This window comes from Photorhabdus machadonis (assembly GCF_052657765.1).
In genome coordinates, this window is the sequence record NZ_CP199761.1 from 911,010 (window position 1) to 931,248 (window position 20,239).

Annotated in this window: 24 protein-coding genes and 3 pseudogenes; 16 read left to right on the forward strand and 11 right to left on the reverse strand. The window is 42.8% G+C overall.

Annotation, left to right across the window (positions count from 1 at the left end; translation table 11 throughout):
* Positions 1–67 precede the first annotated feature (67 nt).
* Positions 68–2,089 carry an oxidoreductase gene (locus ACUN2T_RS04325; RefSeq protein WP_445496411.1) on the reverse strand — a complete coding sequence of 674 codons (2,022 nt, stop codon included), beginning with the start codon at positions 2,087–2,089 and terminating at the stop codon, positions 68–70.
* A 269-nt stretch (positions 2,090–2,358) separates the two neighbouring features.
* On the opposite strand from ACUN2T_RS04325, the gene ACUN2T_RS04330 reads away from it, so the two are divergent.
* Complete coding sequence (locus tag ACUN2T_RS04330) at positions 2,359–2,946, forward strand: GNAT family N-acetyltransferase (protein WP_445496412.1); 588 nt, start codon at positions 2,359–2,361, stop codon at positions 2,944–2,946.
* A 59-nt stretch (positions 2,947–3,005) separates the two neighbouring features.
* On the opposite strand, the gene ACUN2T_RS04335 is transcribed toward ACUN2T_RS04330, so the two are convergent.
* Positions 3,006–3,932, reverse strand: a complete 927-nt coding sequence (locus ACUN2T_RS04335) for a VirK/YbjX family protein (protein ID WP_445496413.1) — start codon at positions 3,930–3,932, stop codon at positions 3,006–3,008.
* Between the two features lie 409 nt (positions 3,933–4,341).
* Between ACUN2T_RS04335 and idi the strand changes: the two genes are divergently transcribed.
* Complete coding sequence (idi, locus tag ACUN2T_RS04340) at positions 4,342–4,788, forward strand: isopentenyl-diphosphate Delta-isomerase (RefSeq protein ID WP_445496414.1); 447 nt, start codon at positions 4,342–4,344, stop codon at positions 4,786–4,788.
* Between the two features lie 163 nt (positions 4,789–4,951).
* Here idi and ACUN2T_RS04345 read toward each other — a convergent pair.
* Positions 4,952–5,160: pseudogene (locus tag ACUN2T_RS04345) on the reverse strand (transposase); the annotation flags it as partial.
* 162 nt (positions 5,161–5,322) lie between these two features.
* On the opposite strand from ACUN2T_RS04345, the pseudogene ACUN2T_RS04350 reads away from it, so the two are divergent.
* Positions 5,323–5,495: pseudogene (locus ACUN2T_RS04350) on the forward strand (type II toxin-antitoxin system HicA family toxin).
* Positions 5,496–5,548: 53 nt separating this feature from the next.
* Positions 5,549–5,959, forward strand: coding sequence for a type II toxin-antitoxin system HicB family antitoxin (locus ACUN2T_RS04355; protein ID WP_445496415.1), 411 nt, complete (start codon positions 5,549–5,551; stop codon positions 5,957–5,959).
* Between the two features lie 347 nt (positions 5,960–6,306).
* Here ACUN2T_RS04355 and ACUN2T_RS04360 read toward each other — a convergent pair whose 3' ends face one another.
* The 5 genes from ACUN2T_RS04360 to ACUN2T_RS04380 all read right to left on the reverse strand — a co-directional run bounded on the left by ACUN2T_RS04360 (position 6,307) and on the right by ACUN2T_RS04380 (position 9,305).
* Positions 6,307–6,576 carry a helix-turn-helix domain-containing protein gene (locus tag ACUN2T_RS04360; protein ID WP_445496416.1) on the reverse strand — a complete coding sequence of 90 codons (270 nt, stop codon included), beginning with the start codon at positions 6,574–6,576 and terminating at the stop codon, positions 6,307–6,309.
* A complete protein-coding gene (locus ACUN2T_RS04365; protein WP_445496417.1) occupies positions 6,573–6,803 on the reverse strand; it encodes a hypothetical protein in 231 nt (76 codons plus the stop codon). Before ACUN2T_RS04365 ends, ACUN2T_RS04360 begins: the two co-directional genes overlap by 4 nt.
* Before the next feature lie 603 nt (positions 6,804–7,406).
* A complete protein-coding gene (locus tag ACUN2T_RS04370) occupies positions 7,407–8,444 on the reverse strand; it encodes a phage integrase (protein ID WP_445496418.1) in 1,038 nt (345 codons plus the stop codon).
* Between the two features lie 32 nt (positions 8,445–8,476).
* On the reverse strand, positions 8,477–8,716 hold the full coding sequence (locus tag ACUN2T_RS04375) for a hypothetical protein (RefSeq protein ID WP_065823419.1): 240 nt from the start codon (positions 8,714–8,716) through the stop codon (positions 8,477–8,479).
* Positions 8,717–8,720: 4 nt separating this feature from the next.
* Positions 8,721–9,305, reverse strand: a complete 585-nt coding sequence (locus tag ACUN2T_RS04380; protein WP_445496419.1) for a phage repressor protein CI — start codon at positions 9,303–9,305, stop codon at positions 8,721–8,723.
* A gap of 150 nt (positions 9,306–9,455) precedes the next feature.
* Between ACUN2T_RS04380 and ACUN2T_RS04385 the strand changes: the two genes are divergently transcribed.
* The 9 genes and pseudogenes from ACUN2T_RS04385 to ACUN2T_RS04425 all read left to right on the forward strand — a co-directional run bounded on the left by ACUN2T_RS04385 (position 9,456) and on the right by ACUN2T_RS04425 (position 13,989).
* Positions 9,456–9,689, forward strand: coding sequence for a regulator (locus tag ACUN2T_RS04385; protein WP_445496420.1), 234 nt, complete (start codon positions 9,456–9,458; stop codon positions 9,687–9,689).
* 30 nt (positions 9,690–9,719) lie between these two features.
* Positions 9,720–10,230 (forward strand): annotated as a pseudogene (locus ACUN2T_RS04390) (phage regulatory CII family protein).
* A gap of 146 nt (positions 10,231–10,376) precedes the next feature.
* Positions 10,377–10,730 carry a DUF5347 family protein gene (locus tag ACUN2T_RS04395; protein WP_445496421.1) on the forward strand — a complete coding sequence of 118 codons (354 nt, stop codon included), beginning with the start codon at positions 10,377–10,379 and terminating at the stop codon, positions 10,728–10,730.
* 79 nt (positions 10,731–10,809) lie between these two features.
* Positions 10,810–11,013 carry a DUF2732 family protein gene (locus tag ACUN2T_RS04400; protein WP_445496422.1) on the forward strand — a complete coding sequence of 68 codons (204 nt, stop codon included), beginning with the start codon at positions 10,810–10,812 and terminating at the stop codon, positions 11,011–11,013.
* Positions 11,006–11,236 carry a TraR/DksA family transcriptional regulator gene (locus ACUN2T_RS04405; protein WP_445496423.1) on the forward strand — a complete coding sequence of 77 codons (231 nt, stop codon included), beginning with the start codon at positions 11,006–11,008 and terminating at the stop codon, positions 11,234–11,236. The genes ACUN2T_RS04400 and ACUN2T_RS04405 overlap by 8 nt, the downstream gene beginning before the upstream one ends.
* Positions 11,229–11,492, forward strand: a complete 264-nt coding sequence (locus ACUN2T_RS04410) for a hypothetical protein (RefSeq protein WP_065390416.1) — start codon at positions 11,229–11,231, stop codon at positions 11,490–11,492. The genes ACUN2T_RS04405 and ACUN2T_RS04410 overlap by 8 nt, the downstream gene beginning before the upstream one ends.
* The gene (locus ACUN2T_RS04415; protein ID WP_445496424.1) at positions 11,443–11,745 is read left to right on the forward strand and encodes a DUF3850 domain-containing protein; all 303 of its coding nucleotides are present in this window, start codon (positions 11,443–11,445) and stop codon (positions 11,743–11,745) included. The genes ACUN2T_RS04410 and ACUN2T_RS04415 overlap by 50 nt, the downstream gene beginning before the upstream one ends.
* Before the next feature lie 25 nt (positions 11,746–11,770).
* Positions 11,771–13,786: a replication endonuclease gene (locus ACUN2T_RS04420; protein WP_445496425.1), complete on the forward strand. Its 2,016-nt coding sequence runs from the start codon at positions 11,771–11,773 to the stop codon at positions 13,784–13,786.
* Positions 13,783–13,989: a hypothetical protein gene (locus ACUN2T_RS04425; RefSeq protein ID WP_445496426.1), complete on the forward strand. Its 207-nt coding sequence runs from the start codon at positions 13,783–13,785 to the stop codon at positions 13,987–13,989. The genes ACUN2T_RS04420 and ACUN2T_RS04425 overlap by 4 nt, the downstream gene beginning before the upstream one ends.
* 281 nt (positions 13,990–14,270) lie before the next feature.
* Here ACUN2T_RS04425 and ACUN2T_RS04430 read toward each other — a convergent pair whose 3' ends face one another.
* The 3 genes from ACUN2T_RS04430 to ACUN2T_RS04440 are packed head-to-tail and all read right to left on the reverse strand — an operon-like array spanning position 14,271 to position 17,406.
* Entirely contained in the window at positions 14,271–14,540 is a 270-nt protein-coding gene (locus ACUN2T_RS04430) for an ogr/Delta-like zinc finger family protein (protein ID WP_146748120.1), read from the reverse strand.
* Positions 14,541–14,575: 35 nt separating this feature from the next.
* Positions 14,576–15,628, reverse strand: coding sequence for a phage portal protein (locus tag ACUN2T_RS04435; RefSeq protein ID WP_445496427.1), 1,053 nt, complete (start codon positions 15,626–15,628; stop codon positions 14,576–14,578).
* Entirely contained in the window at positions 15,628–17,406 is a 1,779-nt protein-coding gene (locus tag ACUN2T_RS04440; RefSeq protein WP_445496428.1) for a terminase large subunit domain-containing protein, read from the reverse strand. The genes ACUN2T_RS04435 and ACUN2T_RS04440 overlap by 1 nt, the downstream gene beginning before the upstream one ends.
* Before the next feature lie 158 nt (positions 17,407–17,564).
* Here ACUN2T_RS04440 and ACUN2T_RS04445 point away from each other — a divergent pair, with 158 nt between their 5' ends.
* Genes ACUN2T_RS04445 through gpM form a run of 3 tightly spaced genes read left to right on the forward strand, consistent with a single transcriptional unit; the run spans position 17,565 to position 20,163 of the window.
* Complete coding sequence (locus ACUN2T_RS04445) at positions 17,565–18,395, forward strand: GPO family capsid scaffolding protein (RefSeq protein ID WP_445496429.1); 831 nt, start codon at positions 17,565–17,567, stop codon at positions 18,393–18,395.
* Positions 18,396–18,427: 32 nt separating this feature from the next.
* Positions 18,428–19,459: a phage major capsid protein, P2 family gene (locus tag ACUN2T_RS04450; RefSeq protein WP_445496430.1), complete on the forward strand. Its 1,032-nt coding sequence runs from the start codon at positions 18,428–18,430 to the stop codon at positions 19,457–19,459.
* Complete coding sequence (gene gpM, locus ACUN2T_RS04455) at positions 19,459–20,163, forward strand: phage terminase small subunit (protein WP_445496431.1); 705 nt, start codon at positions 19,459–19,461, stop codon at positions 20,161–20,163. Before ACUN2T_RS04450 ends, gpM begins: the two co-directional genes overlap by 1 nt.
* Positions 20,164–20,239: the final 76 nt, after the last annotated feature.

Genomic DNA, 20,239 nt, shown 5'->3' on the forward strand with positions numbered 1-20,239 from the left:
CAGTAATGGCGCGGTTTAAGTGTTTACTGCATCTTTATGGTCTGCTTGTGATTGGCATTACTTATTGTCAGATTTTAAGCCCCAATCGGGTGCCCTGATTGATAGCCCGTCGGGCATCCAGTTCAGCAGCAACATCTGCGCCACCAATAAGATGTACGGTTTTTCCTGCTTGTTGTAACGGCTGATACAATTCTTTCAGTGGCTCTTGTCCGGCACAAATAATGATGTTATCTACGGCAAGACAGCTCTGTTCCCCATTACAGCTGATATGTAATCCCTGATCATCTATTTTCAGATATTGCATATTGTTGAGCATTTTCACGCCACGCATGTGCAGACGGGTTCTGTGTACCCAACCTGTTGTTTTGCCTAACCCTTCACCCACTTTGGTTGGTTTACGTTGTAACAAATAAATTTTTCGGGGGGAGGGTTCTGGTTTCGGGCCTGTAGGAGATAAACCACCACGATGTATCAGATTCTGGTCAATGCCCCATTCTTCGCTGAAAGCGGTACGATCAAGGCTAGTACGCTTTTCTGGTTGACTCAGATATTCTGCGGTATCAAAACCAATTCCACCTGCGCCAATGATAGCCACACGCGGACCGACATTTTTCTTATCCCTGAGTACATCTAAGTAGCTCAGTACTTTTTCGTGATGAATTCCATCAATAGTGAGTTGGCGGGGCGCAATGCCACTGGCGATGATCACTTCATCGAAATCGGCGAGTATTTCTGTTGTTGCGGTTTGGCTCAACCGCACATCAACATGATGGATTTCTAATTGACGCTGAAAATAACGTAATGTTTCATGAAACTCTTCTTTACCGGGGATCTGTTTGGCAATATTGAATTGCCCGCCAATCTGCCCATTACGTTCAAACAGTGTGATGTGATGACCACGGCTGGCAGCCGTCACGGCAAATGATAGTCCAGCAGGTCCTGCACCAACAACAGCCAGTCTTTTCGGCACGGTAACCGGTTCGGCTGCCATTTCTGTTTCGTGGCAGGCGCGGGGATTAACCAGACAGGAGGCGATTTCACCGACAAAAATCTGATCCAGACAGGCCTGATTACAGCCAATACAGGTGTTTATCTCATCAGCTCGTCCTTGTTGAGCTTTCTGAACAAATTCGGCGTCCGCCAGAAAAGGCCGCGCCATGGAAACCATATCCGCACAACCTTGTGCCAGCGCTTGCTCTGCAATTTCTGGATCATTAATTCTGTTTGTTGTGATCAATGGGATTGAAATTTTCCCCATCAGCTTTTGCGTTACCCAACTGAATCCGGCGCGGGGAACCATAGTCGCAATAGTTGGAATTCGTGCCTCGTGCCAGCCGATACCCGTATTGATAATAGATGCTCCTGCTTGTTCAATGGCGACGGCTAATTGCTCGATTTCCTGCCAATCAGAACCCTCTTCAACTAAATCCAGCATTGAAAGCCGATAAATTAGAATAAATTCCCGTCCGGTTGCTTGACGGACCGCTTTGACAATTTCCACGGCAAAGCGCATTCGATTTTCAAAACTTCCACCCCATTGATCTTGGCGGTGATTGGTGCGGGTAGTCAGAAATTGGTTAATCAGATAACCTTCAGAGCCCATAATTTCTACACCATCATAACCTGCTTGTTGTGCTAGTTGCGCACAGTGAGCGAAGTCAACAATGGTTTGCTGAATGTCTTCTTCTGTCATTTCACGGGGTACAAATGGGTTAATCGGCGCCTGAATGGCCGTAGGGGCGACAAGATTCGGCTGATAGCTGTAACGGCCGGTATGCAGGATTTGCATGGCAATTTTTCCACCAGCCTGATGAACCGCATCTGTAATAACTTTATGATGGACAAGGTCTTTTTTATCTACCAGAAATGCTGTGCCTTTTCCTATAACACCTTGTTTATTTGGAGAAATTCCACCTGTGACAATCAATGCTACGTCTCCGGCTGCCCGTTCAGCATAAAAGCGGGCAAGCCTCTGGGCGCGATCGGGATGTTCTTCTAATCCGGTGTGCATTGATCCCATCAGAATGCGGTTTTTCAGTGTGGTGAACCCCAGGTCTAAAGGGGTGAATAGGTGAGGATAGTGGCTCATTGCAATCTCCGTCGGGTGTTTGTCAATCATAACCAGATTATTGTTATTGTGTCCGAAACCACGGGATAAAAACATTAGGTGGTCGGATGAGATGGTGGTTCAAATCTAGACGGAATAAGGTTAATTGGGAAAAAAATGTTAAACGAATGTGATGTATATCATAAAATCTCGCTCTGCTATAGAGTTGATAACGAGAGGGGGAGAGGATAAGGTGATGTCTACTATCCTTAATTTATTTGTTAACACCAACGGTTATTATGAAAAAACAAATGACGGAATGGGTAACTTTGGGAGGAAAAGGGGTTACTCTTGAACCTTTGACGCATCAGCGGCATGATGAATTTGTACAGGAAATTGAAGAGGGTGAGTTACATAGATTATGGTACACCCATGTTCCTTCACCGGTTGATTTGAGTAAAGAAATTGATCGCCGCTTATTTTTGCATGAGAAAGGTACTATGCTGCCTTTTACTGTTGTTGACCATCGGACAGGCACAGCAGTTGGAATGACCACGTATATGAATATTGATTCTCATGCCTACCGGGTGGAAATCGGTTCTACTTGGTATGCGCGTTCTGTCCAGCGGACACATATCAATACAGAAGCGAAATATCTGCTATTGAAATATGCTTTTGAAGAATTGGGTTGCATCGCCGTAGAATTTCGTACTCATTTTCTTAATCACCAGAGCCGGAAAGCGATAGAGCGGCTGGGTGCGAAACTTGATGGAGTTTTGCGGAGTCATGTTTTATCTAAAGATGGTAGTGTCAGAGATACTTGTGTTTATAGCATTATCAATTGTGAATGGTCTGCGGTTAAAAGCCATCTTGAATGGCAGATGGTTAAACCAAGATAGAAGCCATTTTAAGATCAGGCTATGCCACACTGGGTGGCGGCCTGATTCTGAATTCTGATTTAATTTGAAGGCAGAGAATCCCGCATTCCATTATCCAGTTCATCCAGTAATTGATAACGGCGACGATATTCGGCTCGCTTCTTACTGGCGATATCTTCAAGCGTTTTTCTTTCAATGGCTAATGGCAGATGGAAATCTTTATTTTTTCCCCTTGCTCCACCTAATGACTCCCAGAAAGAGTCGTAATCAGCCACTAATTTATCTTTCTTTTTATGCCAATAGCGCAGGCTTTTATAGATGTGTGTATCATTGCTGGCAGCCAGAATTTGCTGACAACCAAAGTGGGCAGCAAAACGGCAAACAGATTCAAGCAGTAAGCGTTTTGGAAATAATCCATAACAATCTTTCGTAGCATTGCGGATAACTTCAAGGGTTGTATCTTCTTTAGAGCCCTGTAGCCCACCAATAAATAGTGTTTTTTTGCCGGCAATCGTCAGTAATGTAAAGGCACATCTTGCCAGAGTTTTATTATCCTCTGTCCCAATAAATAAGGTAAGTTCGCCCTCTTTGTTAAAACAGTCCATGGAATCTACAAAAATAGTGTAAGTTCCACTCTTACCATGGATAACCGCTAATGGATATGCATTGGAACAAAATATTTTATTAATAATAGACTTATTTAGCCCGGTAAATAACAACTGATAATGTTCATTTATTGCGCGTAGTGTTTGCCCTTTGTTGAAGTTAATACTCAGATAAGGGCGATGTAGTTTAGAAGGCAAACAAGGTTGTTTCTTCAAAATATCCAGATAAAACGGTGTATTAACTATCTGATTTAATAGCTTTAGCGTCGATATTGGCATCAGAGCGCTACGTAAAGCAAATTTAGTGCGATTCTGTGCCGAATACCAGTGAGGACTGGGACTGATTTTTTTTCCGACTAAGTCTGTGAACAGTCGAATGCCTGAGTTGGCGGGTTGATACATATATTCCATTTCTTTAATCTAGTTCTAAAAAATACAGGAGGGAAGATGATTTAAACTCGCTGAGTATACTCCTTTGGTATTAAACGATACTTCAACAGATGTATCTTTATATTTTTTTAAGATAAAAAAACAATGGTTTTTTAATAAATTTTTAGCAATTAATGATATTTTTCTTGTTTGTTTATTATTTGTTTGGTTTTCTGTGACGTTTTGTAGTTATAAAAGTATGCAAAAGAATATGGAGGGAGACGCTATGGCCTGGTGTGATACATGTTTTATGACAAATTCAACAACCCCTAGTTATATCATTTTATTATGAAATTAATTTGATACTTGCAGGGTATGTATTTCGATTTTATGATTAATTAATATTTATGTTTTAGTTTGCTTCACAAAAAGGTCATTAATAATGGATGAGATGCTTATTCTTGTTGATAAATATCACAATCCCATTGGTTCAGCGGGAAAAATGGATGTTCACCAGAAAGGTATGTTACACCGGGCCTTTTCTATATTTATTTTTCATAACAAAGGAAATTTACTACTACAAAAACGGGCAACAACAAAATATCATTCTGCCGGGCTTTGGACCAATAGCTGTTGCGGTCACCCTCGGGTTGGTGAAGCACTGGATACCGCAGCACACCGGCGTCTTGGTGAGGAGATGGGTTTTGATTGTCCATTGAAAAAAGTTTTGTCATTTATTTATCATGCCACACTCCCTAATACTTTGATTGAATACGATCATATTTTTATCGGGCAATTTGATAAAGAACTGAAAATTAATTCTGACGAGGTATCCGATTACAAATGGGTTAATCCACTAAAATTGAGGGATTTAAATAACGTTTCATAATTCTGCTACACATGGCCTTCTTCAACCCATTGTTATACATGGAATTATGAGTAGTATAAGATGTAGCACTATTTTGGAATCTTATTTAATTAATAAGGTTCCTGGGGAATATCCAGTTTGGTTTAAAAAAATCATTGATGGCCTTTCGAATCAAGATTCGATTTCGTCCGACATCAAGAGAGCGGTAGCCTTTTTTAATATAACTTTCTCCCGCTCTAACCGATTAACTCTGGCCTCCAGCTCTTGAATGCGCTGCTGCTCTGGCGTCAGGGCTTTAGCCTTCGGTGTCACACCACCTCGTTCTTGGTCAAGTACCAAACTAGCAGCATCACGCTTAAACTCTGTAGAAAACGTACGACGTTGTCTTGTCATTGAACACCTCTTTTAGCTAACGTGGTAATTTTACCACCTAAATGGGGGGCCGGTTTTATTAGACCACTACAATTTTTACCTTTTCTATGTGGTAAACAAAAGTGTTGATATGGTAAGCATAAATATTTACTGTGTTTGTGTGTTCAACAGAATGGAGGAGTGGTGAAGCAAAGCGAGTTTAGACGGTGGCTGGAAGCTCAAGGCGTCGAAGTTTCAAATGGGACAAACCATCTGAAACTGAGATACTAGGGGAAACGAAGCATTATGCCGAGACACCCTAGCAAGAGATCAAAGAGCCACTGAGGAAAGCAATCATTAAGCAATTAGGATTGTGATAAAAACCCGCCTCGCAAGGGGCGGGTTCTCGCACAGGTTCATCATTAAAAATATGCGATATCCAGTCACACTAGAGCCAGTAGAAGAGTGCGGTTATTTCGTCTCATTCCCGGATATCCCCGAAGCTTTAACCCAGGGGGATACACGGGAAGAGGCGCTAGAGATGGCACTCGATGCGCTAATAACCGCTTTTGAATTTTACTTCGAAGATAATGAAAAAATCCCGCTTCCTGGCCCCGTAGGGCAGGATTATGTTGATGTGCCCTTAAGCGTGGCCTCTAAGGTGCTTATGCTCAATGCGTTTCTTGATTCCAAGTTAACGCAAATTGAATTAGCCAACCGTATGGGGGTGAAAAAGCAGGAAGTGACCCGTATCTTTGATTTACGGCACTCAACTAAAATTGATACGGTGGGTAAGGTCGCATCGGCTATCGGACATCAGTTAACTTTGTCCATTGAATGAAAATCATCATTAATTAACAGGCTGCGTTAATACGTGGCCTTTTTTATATCCTGATAAACTGCGACCAGATGCATACAGCACTGTTATCAATCAAACCAATACGTACCAGGTCAATAATGTGGTATCAATCAGCGCTACGGGTTTGTGTTTTTATGGTCTGAAACACATTATTGATTAATTATCTCGCCCGCAAAATATGCGGGCTGTTTTACATCTTCATAGGGCTATGAATACAATTTTGATATTAAAGAATGGGCAGTAAGTGTAATAAAAAAATGATAATTCAGCGTGTTATATTAGCTTGGTGGTTTAAAGGTTGTTGTTACTTTTTCGGATATAGAAATAACTTATGTGATATCAGGATTGTTTGGTAAATCATTTCGGACGGTTCGTTTGATAGGCTGCTTATTTTCGTCAAAATACCGACTGGGCCATATTTCAGCAGGGGTGACATCAATTTCCTGAGCAATCAGTAATTCCCCTTTAGGCCAGGGGCGCGTTAAAGCATTTGCTAATGTTGAAGAGCTTAAACCGTGCTCTCTAGATAATGATGCCAGCGTTTTATTCTTCTTACGTATCGCAGCGATAATATCGGCGGTATGCCAGTCTTTTTTCATATTCCTGCTTCCCTCTTTGATGGTGGCGATTCAAACAGGGTTTGCAGACCGGCGTTCATTTCCGGCGAGGTGTTAACCTCCCCTGCCTGAACCGCCATAGAGGGGCGATAGCAGGCGCACTGGTAAAAACTTCTTACCAGCGTCCATGAACGCAAGGCTGCAAAACCTTGGTCACTGGATTTTGCCAATGACAACACTGCTTTAACCGATTGTATTATCTGACTCAAGAATCAAATAAACACCCTGGTGGCGGTTTGTCTCGTTGCACTTATGACGAAATAAATGAACTTATGATGAAAACGGCACTACACCGCACCCGCCTGCACGTTTTGGATCAAGGGAGGATCATGGCAGAAAGGTTAACACAATGATAATAAGGAAATATTTCTATTTTACGTAAGAAGTAAGATCACGAAGATAAGCCGAAGGAAATTTCAAAACACAGTACTAGCGCGGTCTTGTGGCTATTAGAAAATTGAAATCAACTAAGTTAAGTAAATATATTTTTATTGGCAGAAAATTTTTTTCGCGTTTGGTTCGTTCGGTCAAAAAATAATCTTCCTTGTGTATGAACAATGGCACAACAGGGACATGAAAATTTTCTCAGGGGACAAAAAGGGGGCACTGACTAAAAGACATAAAAAAACCACTCTTGCTTGAGTGGTCTATCTATCTGTTTTCACAGCTAAAATCTGGTGGCCCCTACTGGACTTGAACCAGTGACCAAGCGATTATGAGTAGGAATCTAGGGGTAATAAAATCAATAAATTATCTTATTTATCAATTTGTTATATTATCATTCATAACGAATGATGCTGAGGGTTTTGATCCTATGCCGCCATCCTGTCGCCATTTTTTATCAGTTCTAACGGGTTGAGGGTTATAGCCTCATTCAGATGGTTTGGTGAAAAATGAGCATAGCGCATGGTCATTTTTATATCAGTGTGACCAAGTATTTTTTGTAGTACTAAAATATTACCTCCAGCCATCATAAAATGGCTGGCAAATGTATGCCGCAGAACGTGGGATAACTGCCCTGCTGGTAGCTCTATTTTTGCTCTTTTTATTGCTGTTCTAAATGCAGAATAGCATGAATTGAAAAGAGGCTTTGAGCCTTTCGCTTTTGGCAGTTCAGCGGCTAATTTAGGGCTAATTGGTATAGTACGGTTTTTCTTTCCTTTCGTTTTAGTGTAGGTAATCAGGTTATTATTAATCTGGGCACCTTTCAGGCGTTCGGCTTCTGACCAACGCGCGCCTGTAGCTAGGCAGATTTTAACAACATGAATTAAATCAACTGACTTACTGTTTTCACATTCTCGCAATAGACATCTAATTTCATCCTCGTTTAAAAAAGCCATTTCCTGTTCATCTGTTTTATAGGGACGAACTTTTAAAAGTGGATGTTCATTCTTCCACTCGTCAAGGCGAATGAGCTCATTAAACATTGCGCGGAAATAGGCAAGCTCTAAGTTGACCGTCCGAGGTGCAACAGCCTTTTTCCTATCAGTGCGGGTAATATCACCACTTAACCGTTTTTCACGATAGGAAGAAAAGAGCTTTGCGCTAAACTCTGTGGCTAAAGGGTCGCTCATTGCTTCACAGGCAAAATTCATTGTTGCTTGTCTTTTGCCTCCATCACTTAAGGTGACGCCATGTGCGCGATACCAAGTATCAACAAGTTCGGTTAGTTTACGTTTATCCTGTTTTTCACCAATCCAAGGTTTATCCTCTGTTTGTTCTAAGATAAAACGTTCATAGGCAATTGCTTCACCTTTAGTTGTGAATTGCTTACGGATTCTACGCCCTGTTCTGCCATTTGGATAAAGTTCAACTAGCCATTTACCGCTGGTTTGTTTGTTTATTGCCATGAGTATCTATACCAACCACATTAGTTAACCAATCATGAAAATAATATTTTTTGTAACCCTCTGATGAAATCATTGTTATTATTCTTTCCTTTTCTACGGGATAACAAAATCCAGCGATAAAATAAAGCAATCACTAGTAAAGGTAGATAAATAGCAGCAGCAAGAGTTGATACGCCATTATTAATATTTATAGAAATAATAACAAGGATCAATAGTAAAAAAGCAAGAGTGGCTACTTTTACAGAAGTTAGAATTATATTTGATAGCTTCATGATGTTATTGAAGGCAAATAATTACAACACGACCTAATATTTTAATATCTTCTAGGTCACAATCAAACGCCATACCAACCCCAGAAACGCGGACGCGCTTAATAGGAATTCGAGTTAATTCACGGATGCTGATTTTTTCCTCAATTTCAACCAGCCACTTACCGTCGTAAATGTCGGTAAATTTACGATCAATGATGTAGTTAGTTTTGTTATCCAGAACACAAATAGGATCAGAAGGTGAGGGAACTCCAGCAGTAAACATTAGCTTGTCGAACATAACGCAACCAGACTGATACAGTTTCCCGTCTACCAGCTTATGGTTCGGCAATTTTATGATGTTCAGCTCATCATCAGCAAATTTTTTTCCTTGACCAGTTGCTAACCACTCAAGTGTTGCTCCTGTCTCTGCCATACAGCGGACGACCATATCGGCAGGAAAAATATTCCGTTTATATCTTCCAGCTAAACTACTTGATGCCATATCAAAGTGATGGGCGAGCATAAGTTTAGAAGTAAATCCATAAGCTTCTATTATGCGATCTAGTACTGGAGTGCTTTCTCCAGCCATATCAATGTTTAGTACTGTCATAGTAAATTAACGATTTTACGTAAAAAGCGATAGCGTCTGTTGACGTGTAGCTAAATACGATATAATCTTAGCCTTAAGTTGTAGTTTTTTACGATAATTGACGAATGTAAACTGATAAAACCGAGATAAAAATATAGAGGATTTTGCCTTATGCGCCCTAACATTACAATCGCCATTACTGATCCTTATGTGACAATAGAAGAATTCTGTCGCCGTAGTTCTATACCTATGTCTACTGCTCGCGACATGATCAGAGATGGCCGCTTACCAGTTCGCGAAAAATCTAGTGATATGAAACGCGGCAAGGTGTTTATCAATATGGTGGCCTTAACGTTGGAAGCAGTACAAGCGAGTAATATCGCTAATATTTTGCTTGCTGCGTAAATAATTCTTCGCTTTTGGAGAAAAACAGCAATGTTTGATTATCAAGTTTCCAAACAAACACACTTTGATCATGCTTGCCAGGCATTTGCCAACGTTCATAGGGGCAACTTAGCTCAAATTTCGGGAGTTATCGGAATGAATCCGCAAATGCTGCGTAACAAGCTAAATCCTGAACAGCCTCACATACTGACTTGTGTTGACTTAATGAAGTTAACCGATGTAACGCAAGACGCATCTATTTTGGATGGATTACTGGAGCAGTTGCGGTGTCAGCCATCGGTACCGGTGAATGAGATTTGTGATTCCAACATGTCGAATTATTTGTTAGGTGTAACGGCAGAAGTGGGAAAACTGGCAAGTGCTGTTGTTTCGGGAGGTCATTTCAATCATACCCGTGTGGCTGAGTTTAAGAGGACGGTTAATAATGCGATCAGATTATTAACTTTAGTGGGTATTACCATTTCATCAAGATTGCATTCTAATGCCTGCGTCTAGTTCGGTGGTTGATGTTGTTGCAGGTATTGGAGCATTGTTAGTGTGAGGTCAGCATGAACGCATTAAAGCAACAAGAACACCAATATAAATTGACTGGTGAATCATTTAAACCCCAAAAAGATAGGTTTATCTATCCAATCGTTCTATGTGCTTTTGCTTATTTTATTCTGTTCCTGATTCGATGAGGTTTATATGAACACGGAATATCAATTTGAATCAAGCGAACAACGTGCATTCTCAATATCTTTTGAAACGCGGGTTAATGGATTAAATAAAGTTGCTCAAGTCAGGACACAATATTTCAAATCTGATAATAAAGAGTTAAGTGTCTTTATTAATGAGATGAGAGATAAACGTAGCGAAAACTATGTGGATAATAAACGCGTGTTAGCTGCCATTTTCTACATAGCACGTATACCAACCAATAGGCATGAACTGGCATTGAATGAATTAACTCGTGAAGAAATGATTAGTCTGATACGAGCAATAAATATTATCAAGGAAACGAGTGTATTATTACCCAATAATTTATCGTTGCCGAACTAAATAAAAATAACTACCGTTCTAATTTTAATGGCGCTAACACGTCAGGGATTTTTATTACCAAAAACAAGGAAATTAATAAATGAAAGCTACAGGTATTGAGCAGTTAATAAAAAAGGTGCGGGAGGATGAACGTAAACATTATGCAGATTTATTTTCATTCCGTTTAGCAAAACTGTCCGTTCATGTTTTGAGAAATAAAATGGATCATGCGGCCAGTGCAGCGCTTTTGCAAAGTGAATCTGAGAACGTCGAGCGTCAGGCTCAGGAGTGGTACTATGTTTGATGTTATCGACCGTGCCTGTCAACATGCAGAGGAAACATTGGAACGCAGAATCTTAAGGCATATAAACCGCCCTGTTAGTGTTTCTGCGTTTGAATGTGAAGATTGTGGGGAATTAATCCCAGCAGAGCGACGGATGAAAGTCATGGGTGTTACCCGTTGTGTTTCCTGTCAGGAAGTTTTCGAGATGGAACAGAAACATTATCGGAGTGTATGGGATGACTAGATATCATGATCTAACAACTAAAAATTTTGATTGCATTGTGTCAGATAGTCAGCTTTGCATTGATGTATCGGTATTTATGCCTGTAATTGAGGAAAACGATATTGTTATTTTACGTGAATATAAAGGCGTTAGAGTTAAAACCTTTATCGTTAATTCTGTCATAAGAGATGATGTTAGCTGTGATTATTCATATGGAAATATCAGATATGAGCTTACATCGCTATCACCGAATTTTTTCTTTCGTGAGGGTGAATAATCATGAAAGTGAAAAACAAAACTCATCATTAAAAAATAGTTTTTTTATAGCCATTGATAACGGAAAGAAAAAATCAAAATTTAGAGTAAATGATCAAGAATATAAAACAGGTGATTTTCTTGCATTGAATAAAATTGGTGACAATGGAAATTTCATAGGAAGATTGATTTCAGGAAAAATAACAAATGTAACGGTAATGAATAAAGATTTGTATCCGCAGAGAGCGGAAGAATTTGTTTTGCTTTTATTCTAATTAATTCCCGTTAATTTTTTGTCACATGAATATTGAAAGAAAAGAAGAAAATAACGGCGATGCACTGCGTTCAATGTATCGCCAGAGTATAGAATTTCAGCCAGGGTTGCCGAATGATGCAACTCTGGCTGAACGTATTATGTGGGAGGCGAACCCTAACGATTATGCATGGCGGCATCAATATCTTGAGAATGTGCCGCATTCACTGGCGATCTACCTTGCAACACGTTACGCCAATATTTTCGATCAATCTGGTCGCCGCCGGGCTAATACGTTTTTACGTCAGTTCTGCGAGAACGTATTACCACGGTTAAAATTGGTCAATGAACAATACGAGTTCCAGCATATTGTATCTGGTGTTATGCCGTTCCCGTTTATCGAATCACTGGAACAATTGCCAACATTAGGACGTAAAGAAATAAAACAGCTTGCGCATGAGGTTGCGCGGTTTATGGCTGAGAGTTACGACCAATATGTTGAACAGGCCCTACAGAATGAGCAGGACGCTTACTGTAGATTAATTCACGTCTATACCTGTTTGGCTAAATTGACACAGCAAGCGGGAACGATAGCCCCATATTGGCAGCAATTTGCAAAAGGTCGAATTAAACCGACAGAAGACCAACTATGTGCGGGATTGCTGCGCATGATGTCAGATCAATGGTGGTACATCCGTTTAAAGCGGATACGTGATATTCGTGCCGAACATATTGCAATTGCTGTCGGACAGGTACAAAAAGCGGTTTCATCCTATGTTTCACGTCAGACTTTACATGAATGGATAGAGCAGAAGCGGCTAAATTGGGAGTTTCTGCAATCGTTCGATTTAGAGAATGAAGATGGAAAGCGAGTTTCGTTAAGCGATAAAGTCTTGGGCAGTATTGCAAACCCTGCCGTTCGCCGTTGTGAACTCATGATCCGTATGCGCGGATTTGAGGACTTGGCTAACGAAATGGGCTGTGTGGGAGATTTTTATACTATTACAGCCCCTTCTAAATATCACTCTGTACATAGTGGTGGCGGTTTTGTGAAAAACTGGAACGGTGTGACTCCAAAGGATACACAAAAGTATTTGTGTAAGGTCTGGGCAAAAATCCGGGCGGCTTATTCCCGTGCGGGGATCAGTGTATTCGGTTTTCGTGTGGTAGAGCCACATCATGACGGTACACCGCATTGGCATATGCTGCTATTTATGCGCCCTGAGCATGTCGATGAAATGCGCGACATTATGTGTTATTACGCCCGGTTGGAAGATTCAGAGGAATTACAGGGACAAAAGGCACTCAAGGCGCGTTTCCATGTGAAGCCTATCGATAAGGCAAAAGGTTCGGCCACAGGCTATATCGCCAAGTACATCTCCAAGAATATTGATGGTTACGCGCTGGATGGCGAAAAGGATGGGGAAACAGGGCAAAACCTTAAAGATATGTCCCGTTCGGTTTCTGCTTGGGCAAGCCGTTGGCGCATCCGTCAATTCCAGCAGATTGGCGGTGCTCCGGTTTCTGTCTGGCGTGAACTGCGTCGCTTATCTGGTGATGAACAAATTTTACCTGATGCGGATATGGATAATGTCCGATTTGCTGCGGATATTGGGAATTGGTTCGCTTATACCGAATTTCAGGGGGGACCGCTGGTTGCACGGAAAGATTTAACCGTGCGGCTGTCCTATGAAATCACCGAACAAGGCAACGCCTACGGTGAGGATGTCCAGCGTATTTTAGGGGTTTACTCGCCCCGTTTGGGCGATTCTTCTGCTTTTATTACTCGTACTGTTAAATGGAACATTGTTCCCAAATCCAGCCCGGTATCTGCGGGCGAGGGGTTGGTTTTTTCTTCCTCTTGGAGTTCTGTCAATAACTGTACGGAGGCACGAAATACGGTTAGTCAAGGAAGTGATCTGTATTTAGCTGAATTCTATTACGGTTGGCATCAAATGAGTGAGAAGGAAAAAATACAGCGAGTTCATGAATCGGCAAAATTACAGAGTTTGGAGATGAGTGATGTGTTGGCTCGTTCGTTACTGGAGGGGGGGGAAGCATGACCATAGATGGACAGCGTTATTGTTTATCTATGTTTGGTTATCTACATAAAGTTAAAAAAACGCATACTGAAACAACAAAAATGATAATGAGTAGGTTAAGTGAAAAATTGGGGGTTGATATTTCCGGGATATTCCGTGATCCAAAAGGTCATTATTTGACTATGTTGCGAAAAATTAACCAAGGGCCGATTGAGGTCACATAACTAATTATTTCTCAATGAAATTGATGCATTTGTTAATTATATTAAATTAAACTGTATATAAATACAGTAAATGGAACGGTAAAAATATGATGTCAGATTATCTGGATAAGTTGGCCGTGTTGGAACGGATTGAATTGATTGTTAAAGTTGGTAATTCAGGTATTTGCACTAGTCGAGAACGGCAAGTCGCATTTGATTGGATTGCAGAACTGGCTGAGCAGGTCAGAAAAGAAATAATCTCAAATGTAAAAACTAAAAGGCCACTAAGTAGTGGCTCAGAATTACGCAGTAGGGCGAACTTTTAATAAATCCAATGCCATTTGACGCTGTTGCGGGTTGAGGTTGTTAATCACGGTCTGCAACAGTTGATCACCTGTTTTTGCGCTGGGACTTAGCGTGTGCGAAAACGTCAAATTCATAACAAATGTATAACCACATTCAACACTGGAACACGCGCAGTACAGATCAGCAATTTCACGGTGCTTCCGATTCGTCTTGCGAATAACCGCCTTAGCGCCGCACTCAGGGCAGATAATTTTTAATACGCGCATATTCCTCATTCCCAAAGTATCCATTTTCGGTAATTTTACCTGTTTTTTGCGCATTTTGCACCCAAACTTACGCGATCTTGTTTAAAACGGATATGTAATATTTCGGGGATATCATGGGTATTTATCGCATTCGTGAACATATTTTGAACGGGGATAACTTCATCCTGACGATAGACCTCACGGGCTTTTTCCGGATCACCTAACCCGCCGATATTGGTTGGGATAATACCAGCTAATCCCGCCGGGAATCGGTGAGCGGTCAGCACATCTTGTGAACTGATACTTTTTACATTGGCAAATTCATCATTGGCTGAGATATCACCAACCGGAATAAATTTGATCCCGTCAGGGTCGCCGTTGGGAATGTTCACGAACAGGGTTTCAAAGTTGCCAATACCTTTGCTTTGGTGCAGCTTGCGTATGATTTCCTCTTCGGTCTCGTCAGAGATATTCGGGTCATTGGTGTAAATGATACCGCCAGTGTGAGCGCCATTGTGGTAATAACGACGACGGAAAATGGTGGCTTCAGCGTTGAGCAGTGCGGCATGAATACCGCCAATATAATCCGGCAATCCGTAAACTTGCTGTTGCGGGTCATACTGCTTAATGAAAATGACTTCTTCCGGTGAGTAAACCAGTGGTTCACCCTCCTGCAAGACCACAAAATATTTATCCTTACGGCGACGTAGGTATAGGGAAGGCAAGACCTCCAGTGCAACCACATCACCCCAGAAGTTACGGACTTTCAGAATGGCGACATCACCGAAAATCAGGAAATTAATCACGGCTGACTTGAATTGTTCATGACTCACTCCGCCGCGAACGCCGAAATAGTCCGAGGCAATCATATTGTGACGAGCATAGAGTACACCGCCGTGTTGACCGTTCATGTTGGTCAGTTGTGCCAGGGCTAAACGGTCAATCGGTAGTGTGTAATGGTCATAATCATTGTCATACCAGATATTTTGATAATCCGTCCTGGTGGTGAGTATCGGTTCAGGTTTGCCCAACGTGATTAAGCTCATTTGCCGTTGGCGGTGGTTTGTGCGTGGGGAATGTGCACGGGTTTTCCTTAACTTTTTCTTCATTATGCAGCCTTTGCAAATGTGTATTTAGAGGTGCGTTTCTTGTCGTAATTTAACGGCTCATTCATCAGGGCATGAGCGATTGCCCAGAAGACGTCAGCGTGTCCGGTTTCCCGCGAACGGTCAGCGACAAAGGTCATGCTGCCGCCTTTTTTCGTCGTGGTGTGTCGAATAGCCAGAAATGAGGCCAGAATTTCCTTTTGTTCCACATCCCATTCGATACGCTCCTCACTGACCACATCAATCATTTTCATGACCAGTTGGTTTTTGCTTTGTGGGTTGTAGTGGATAGCGTGGGCTTGTCGGGGGGCGAAGTCCTGCACCATTTCATAGACACCGTGACCAATCCCCGTGGTATCAATACCGATATGAGTAAATTTGTAGCGTTTGAAGAGATCTTCAATCAGTTTCGCCTGATGTTTCCAGTTCATGCCTTGCCAGTAGAACGTTGCCAATACCCGAAAAACTTCGGGTACCATCATGGGCGGGGCAATAATCACAAAGGTTGAAGTATCGCCAGAGCGGGCCGGGTCGAAGCCGCCCCAGACTTCGCGATCCCCAAAAGGACGCGGTGCATTGGGATCATGGTCTTCCCAGAGATGGATATCCGCACCGCATTTTTCCAGTTGGTGATATTTGAAAACAGATGCGCCACTATCAACAAACACACACAGATACAACATGTTAAATGTGTCTGGGTTATAACGGTTCCGCAGTTTTTCAATGGATGCCAGGTTGAATCCGCCCTTAATGGCATCTTCCAGCGTAATGACGTAACGCCATTGACCATCCGGGCAATCACGACCGCCATCACGCAATTCATCAAATGAGGGAAATTCAACAGGTTTGCGTTTTGGATCATTGCCGCGCCATTCATCACCTATCCAAAACGGGTAGGCGGGATGGGTTTTGGCGCTGGGGGTTGAAAAATACGTGGTGCGCCATTTATCATGTGTCGCCATTGCCGACGCCACTTCATTGAGGCGTTTAAAATCAGGTACCCAAAAATATTCGTCACAATACAAATGGCCGGAATAGGATTGTGCCGTGTTTTTATTGGTTGACAGGAAACGCAGTTCGGCACCGTTGCTGAGCCGAATAGGGTTACCGGTCAGTGTCACACCGAAGAAGTGTTCAGCAATATTGACGATATACGAGCGGAAAACTTCTGCCTGTGGTTTTGAGGCGGATAAAAATATTTGAGGATCGCCGGTTAACACGGCATTTTCGAATGCTTCAAAGGCGAAATACCAGGTTGCACCGATTTGCCGACTTTTGAGAATATTTCTGATCTGTTTTGCCAGACTATTGCGCAAATGTTTTTGATAGCCGAAAAGCGTCTCATCGACAAACTGCTGGAAATCTTCTTTAGTCAGTGTCGAAATATCATTTTTACGATAGCGTTTCTTTTTTTTGGGTTCACCCTCACTGGAGGGGATATCATCACCGCCTGATTTTTCTTGCGCCTTAATGTCGGCCAGCTTTTCTTTATGCTTATTTTCCTGTGCCATCAGTTTTATATGATGTGCAATTAATCGGTCGAGTTCGTCTAATTCCAGCGTGGTTTTATTGCTGCGCTCACTGAGCACGGCAATCCGGCGGTTAATGGCCTCGATAACACGTTCATGGTTGAGCATATCCGCCCAATGCCATTTTTCCGCCCAATAGTAAATGATCCGCCGATTCGGCAGATTTAACTCATGGGCAATTTCTGCCGGAGTATATCGCCGCAGGTATAAAGAACGGGCGACATTGATTAGTTCATCAGAGTATTTAGCCATAGTCATCATATTATGCCGGGCTAAATATATCCTGACGTTCATTCAATTTCGGCATGAATGGGTTATGGCGTGATAGCCGAATTCATCAGAATTAAACCGTTCGCGGCACTTTATTGAATCCGCAATACTGTATTTGATTCAAATGGAAGGAATTAAATATGTTTCAGTTAATGACTAACTGGATATGTATTGCCACGGAGGGCGACACGGTTGATGGCCGAGTGATGGAACCTCAATGGATTTTAGAGGCTGCCGAACTCTATAACCCGGAGTTGTACACCGCCCGCATTTGGCCGGAACATGAACGTGGGTTCGGTGCAATGGGCGAAGTGTTAGCCGTTAAAGCAGCGCGAGATGATGACGGGGTTTTACGCTTATATGCGCGACTGCGACCCAATCATCATTTGTTACAGGCCAACCGAGAGGGACAATTATTGTTTACCTCTGTTGAACTGACGTCTGATGGCAATTTTCGCGGAACCGGCAAAACATATCTGGAAGGGCTGGCAGTGACTGACTCACCCGCCAGCGTGGGCACAACGCGTCTGCAATTTAAAAAAAGGAACAAACATCGTCGATTCGGTGCGTATAAGCCACTGGTGATTGATGAGGTTAAACACATTAAGGATAACGGCATGGCAAAAGCCAAAAAAGGATGGAAAAGCTTTTTTAATATTGAAGAACCCGAAGAAACTGAGTCAGCACCCTCAAGCGATGATGCGTTGCAGGCGCTGGCCCAGGCTGTAGCCGATTTGGAAGCACGAATGACCGCGCTTGAGGGTAAGCAGGCGTCGACCGAGCAAGAAGTTGCAGACGTTCAGGAAGATGTCGAGACAATGAAAGCGGTTGTCGATACCGAAGCATTTGCGCGTTTACGTGACAGTTTGCCCGATATTCTAAAAAAGTTTAACAAATTGGACGGTATTGCTACCCGCTTACCATCGCGTAACCCAAAAGGCGACAAAAACGCGCCTTTTAAATTTCTGTAATTCCATGATGGAAAAAGGCAAAGGGAAGAGCTATGCAATTGAATCATCGGGCGCGGACATTTTTGCAGAAATATGCGGCGGGGTTAGCTGAATCTTATGGGATTGAAGACACATCACGTTACTTTTCACTGACTGACCCAAAAGAAACCGCCTTGCGCAGCGCGTTGTTGGAATCCGTGGAATTTCTCAGCATGATCACCTGTGCGGATGTGGATCACCTTTCCGGCCAGGTTGTATCAGTCGGCAACCCAGGGTTATTCACCGGGCGTAAAAAAGATGGCCGCTTTATGCGTAAAACGGGGGTTGATGGCAATAAATACCGCTTAGTTGAAACCGATTCCGGTGCTGCCTTGCCCTGGGATTTGTTATCTGTCTGGGCGAACTCAGGTTCAGAAAGTGAATTTTTCCAACGTATGCAGGCATTCACTCATGAATCCTTTGCACTGGACATGATCCGGGTGGGTTTTAACGGCCAGCGCGTGGCGGAGACTACTGATCCAGAAGCCAATCCGAATGGTGAAGATGTGAACAGGGGTTGGCATCAAATCGCCAAAGAATGGAATAATGGCAAGCAGGTGATTACGACACCGGTGAAACTGGATGAGCACGGTGATTTTACCTCACTGGATGCGATGGCGTCAGACCTGATTAACGCCTGTATTCCGCAGCAATTCAGGCATGATCCGCGCTTGGTGGTGCTGGTCGGTGCTGACTTAGTGGCGGCTGAACAATATCGACTGTATCAGGCGGCAGATAAACCGACTGAAAAAATCGCGGCGCAAATGTTGGGGAGTTCCATTGCTGGCCGTCCGGCCATGATACCGCCATTTATGCCGGGTAAACGTATGTCAGTCACTATGCTGTCTAACCTACAAATTCTGACACAGCGTAATACACGCCAGCGTAAGGCGGAATTTGTGGATGACCGTAAACAGTTTGAAAATAAATACCTGCGCAATGAAGGTTATGCGCTTGAAACCCCGGAATTGTACGCCGCCTATGATGAAAGTGCCGTCACTATCGGTACCGTGGCTGAACCTGCTGAAAAACTGGATACAGAATAGTGCTGTCGCCTGCTCAACGACACCGGGCCGCGGTTGAACTTCGCCAGAAACTGGCGCGGCAACAACCGGTTGCGATTGCAGAGGGGGCGAGTATGCACCTGCAAGCTCGCGCCATTGAGCAGGATATTAAGCGGTTACGCCAGTTGGCGTTAACGACGGAACGCGTAGAGATGAAAAAGCGGGAATTGTTGCCTAATTATCTGCCCACGGCGGAACGCTACATCGCCGAGGGAGAAATTTACCGAAACCCGATTTTTGCTTACTGCGTGATCTGGTTATTTGATATTGGGGATTTTGCCAAAGGATTGGATTGGGCGGATATCGCCATTGAGCAAGGGCAGCTCACCCCTGACAATTTTCGCAGTAGCTTTCCGGCCTTTGTTGCTGACACGGTTTTACTCTGGGCACAGGTGGAAGCTGACACCGGGAATAGTATTGAACCCTATTTTTCAAGGACATTTCAGAATGTCACGGGCAAATGGAAAGTACACGAAAAAATTAAGGCCAAATACTACAAATTTGCTGCCTTAAACCTGCTGAAAGGGGATAACGCCGAAATTAAGGTGAGTTCGGTTGATAGGTTGGATGTGCTGGAGCAGGCGGATATCTGGTTATCAAAAGCGCATCAGTGCAACCCGAAAGCAGGCGTAAAAACTTATCGGCAACGGATTGCCGCCCGTTTACGGGCATTGACAACCCAATAGCGATACCACGATAAACAATGACTACCGCAAGCCGGAGCGGGCACGGTGGAGGCATGGCAAGGATTGCTCATGGCCG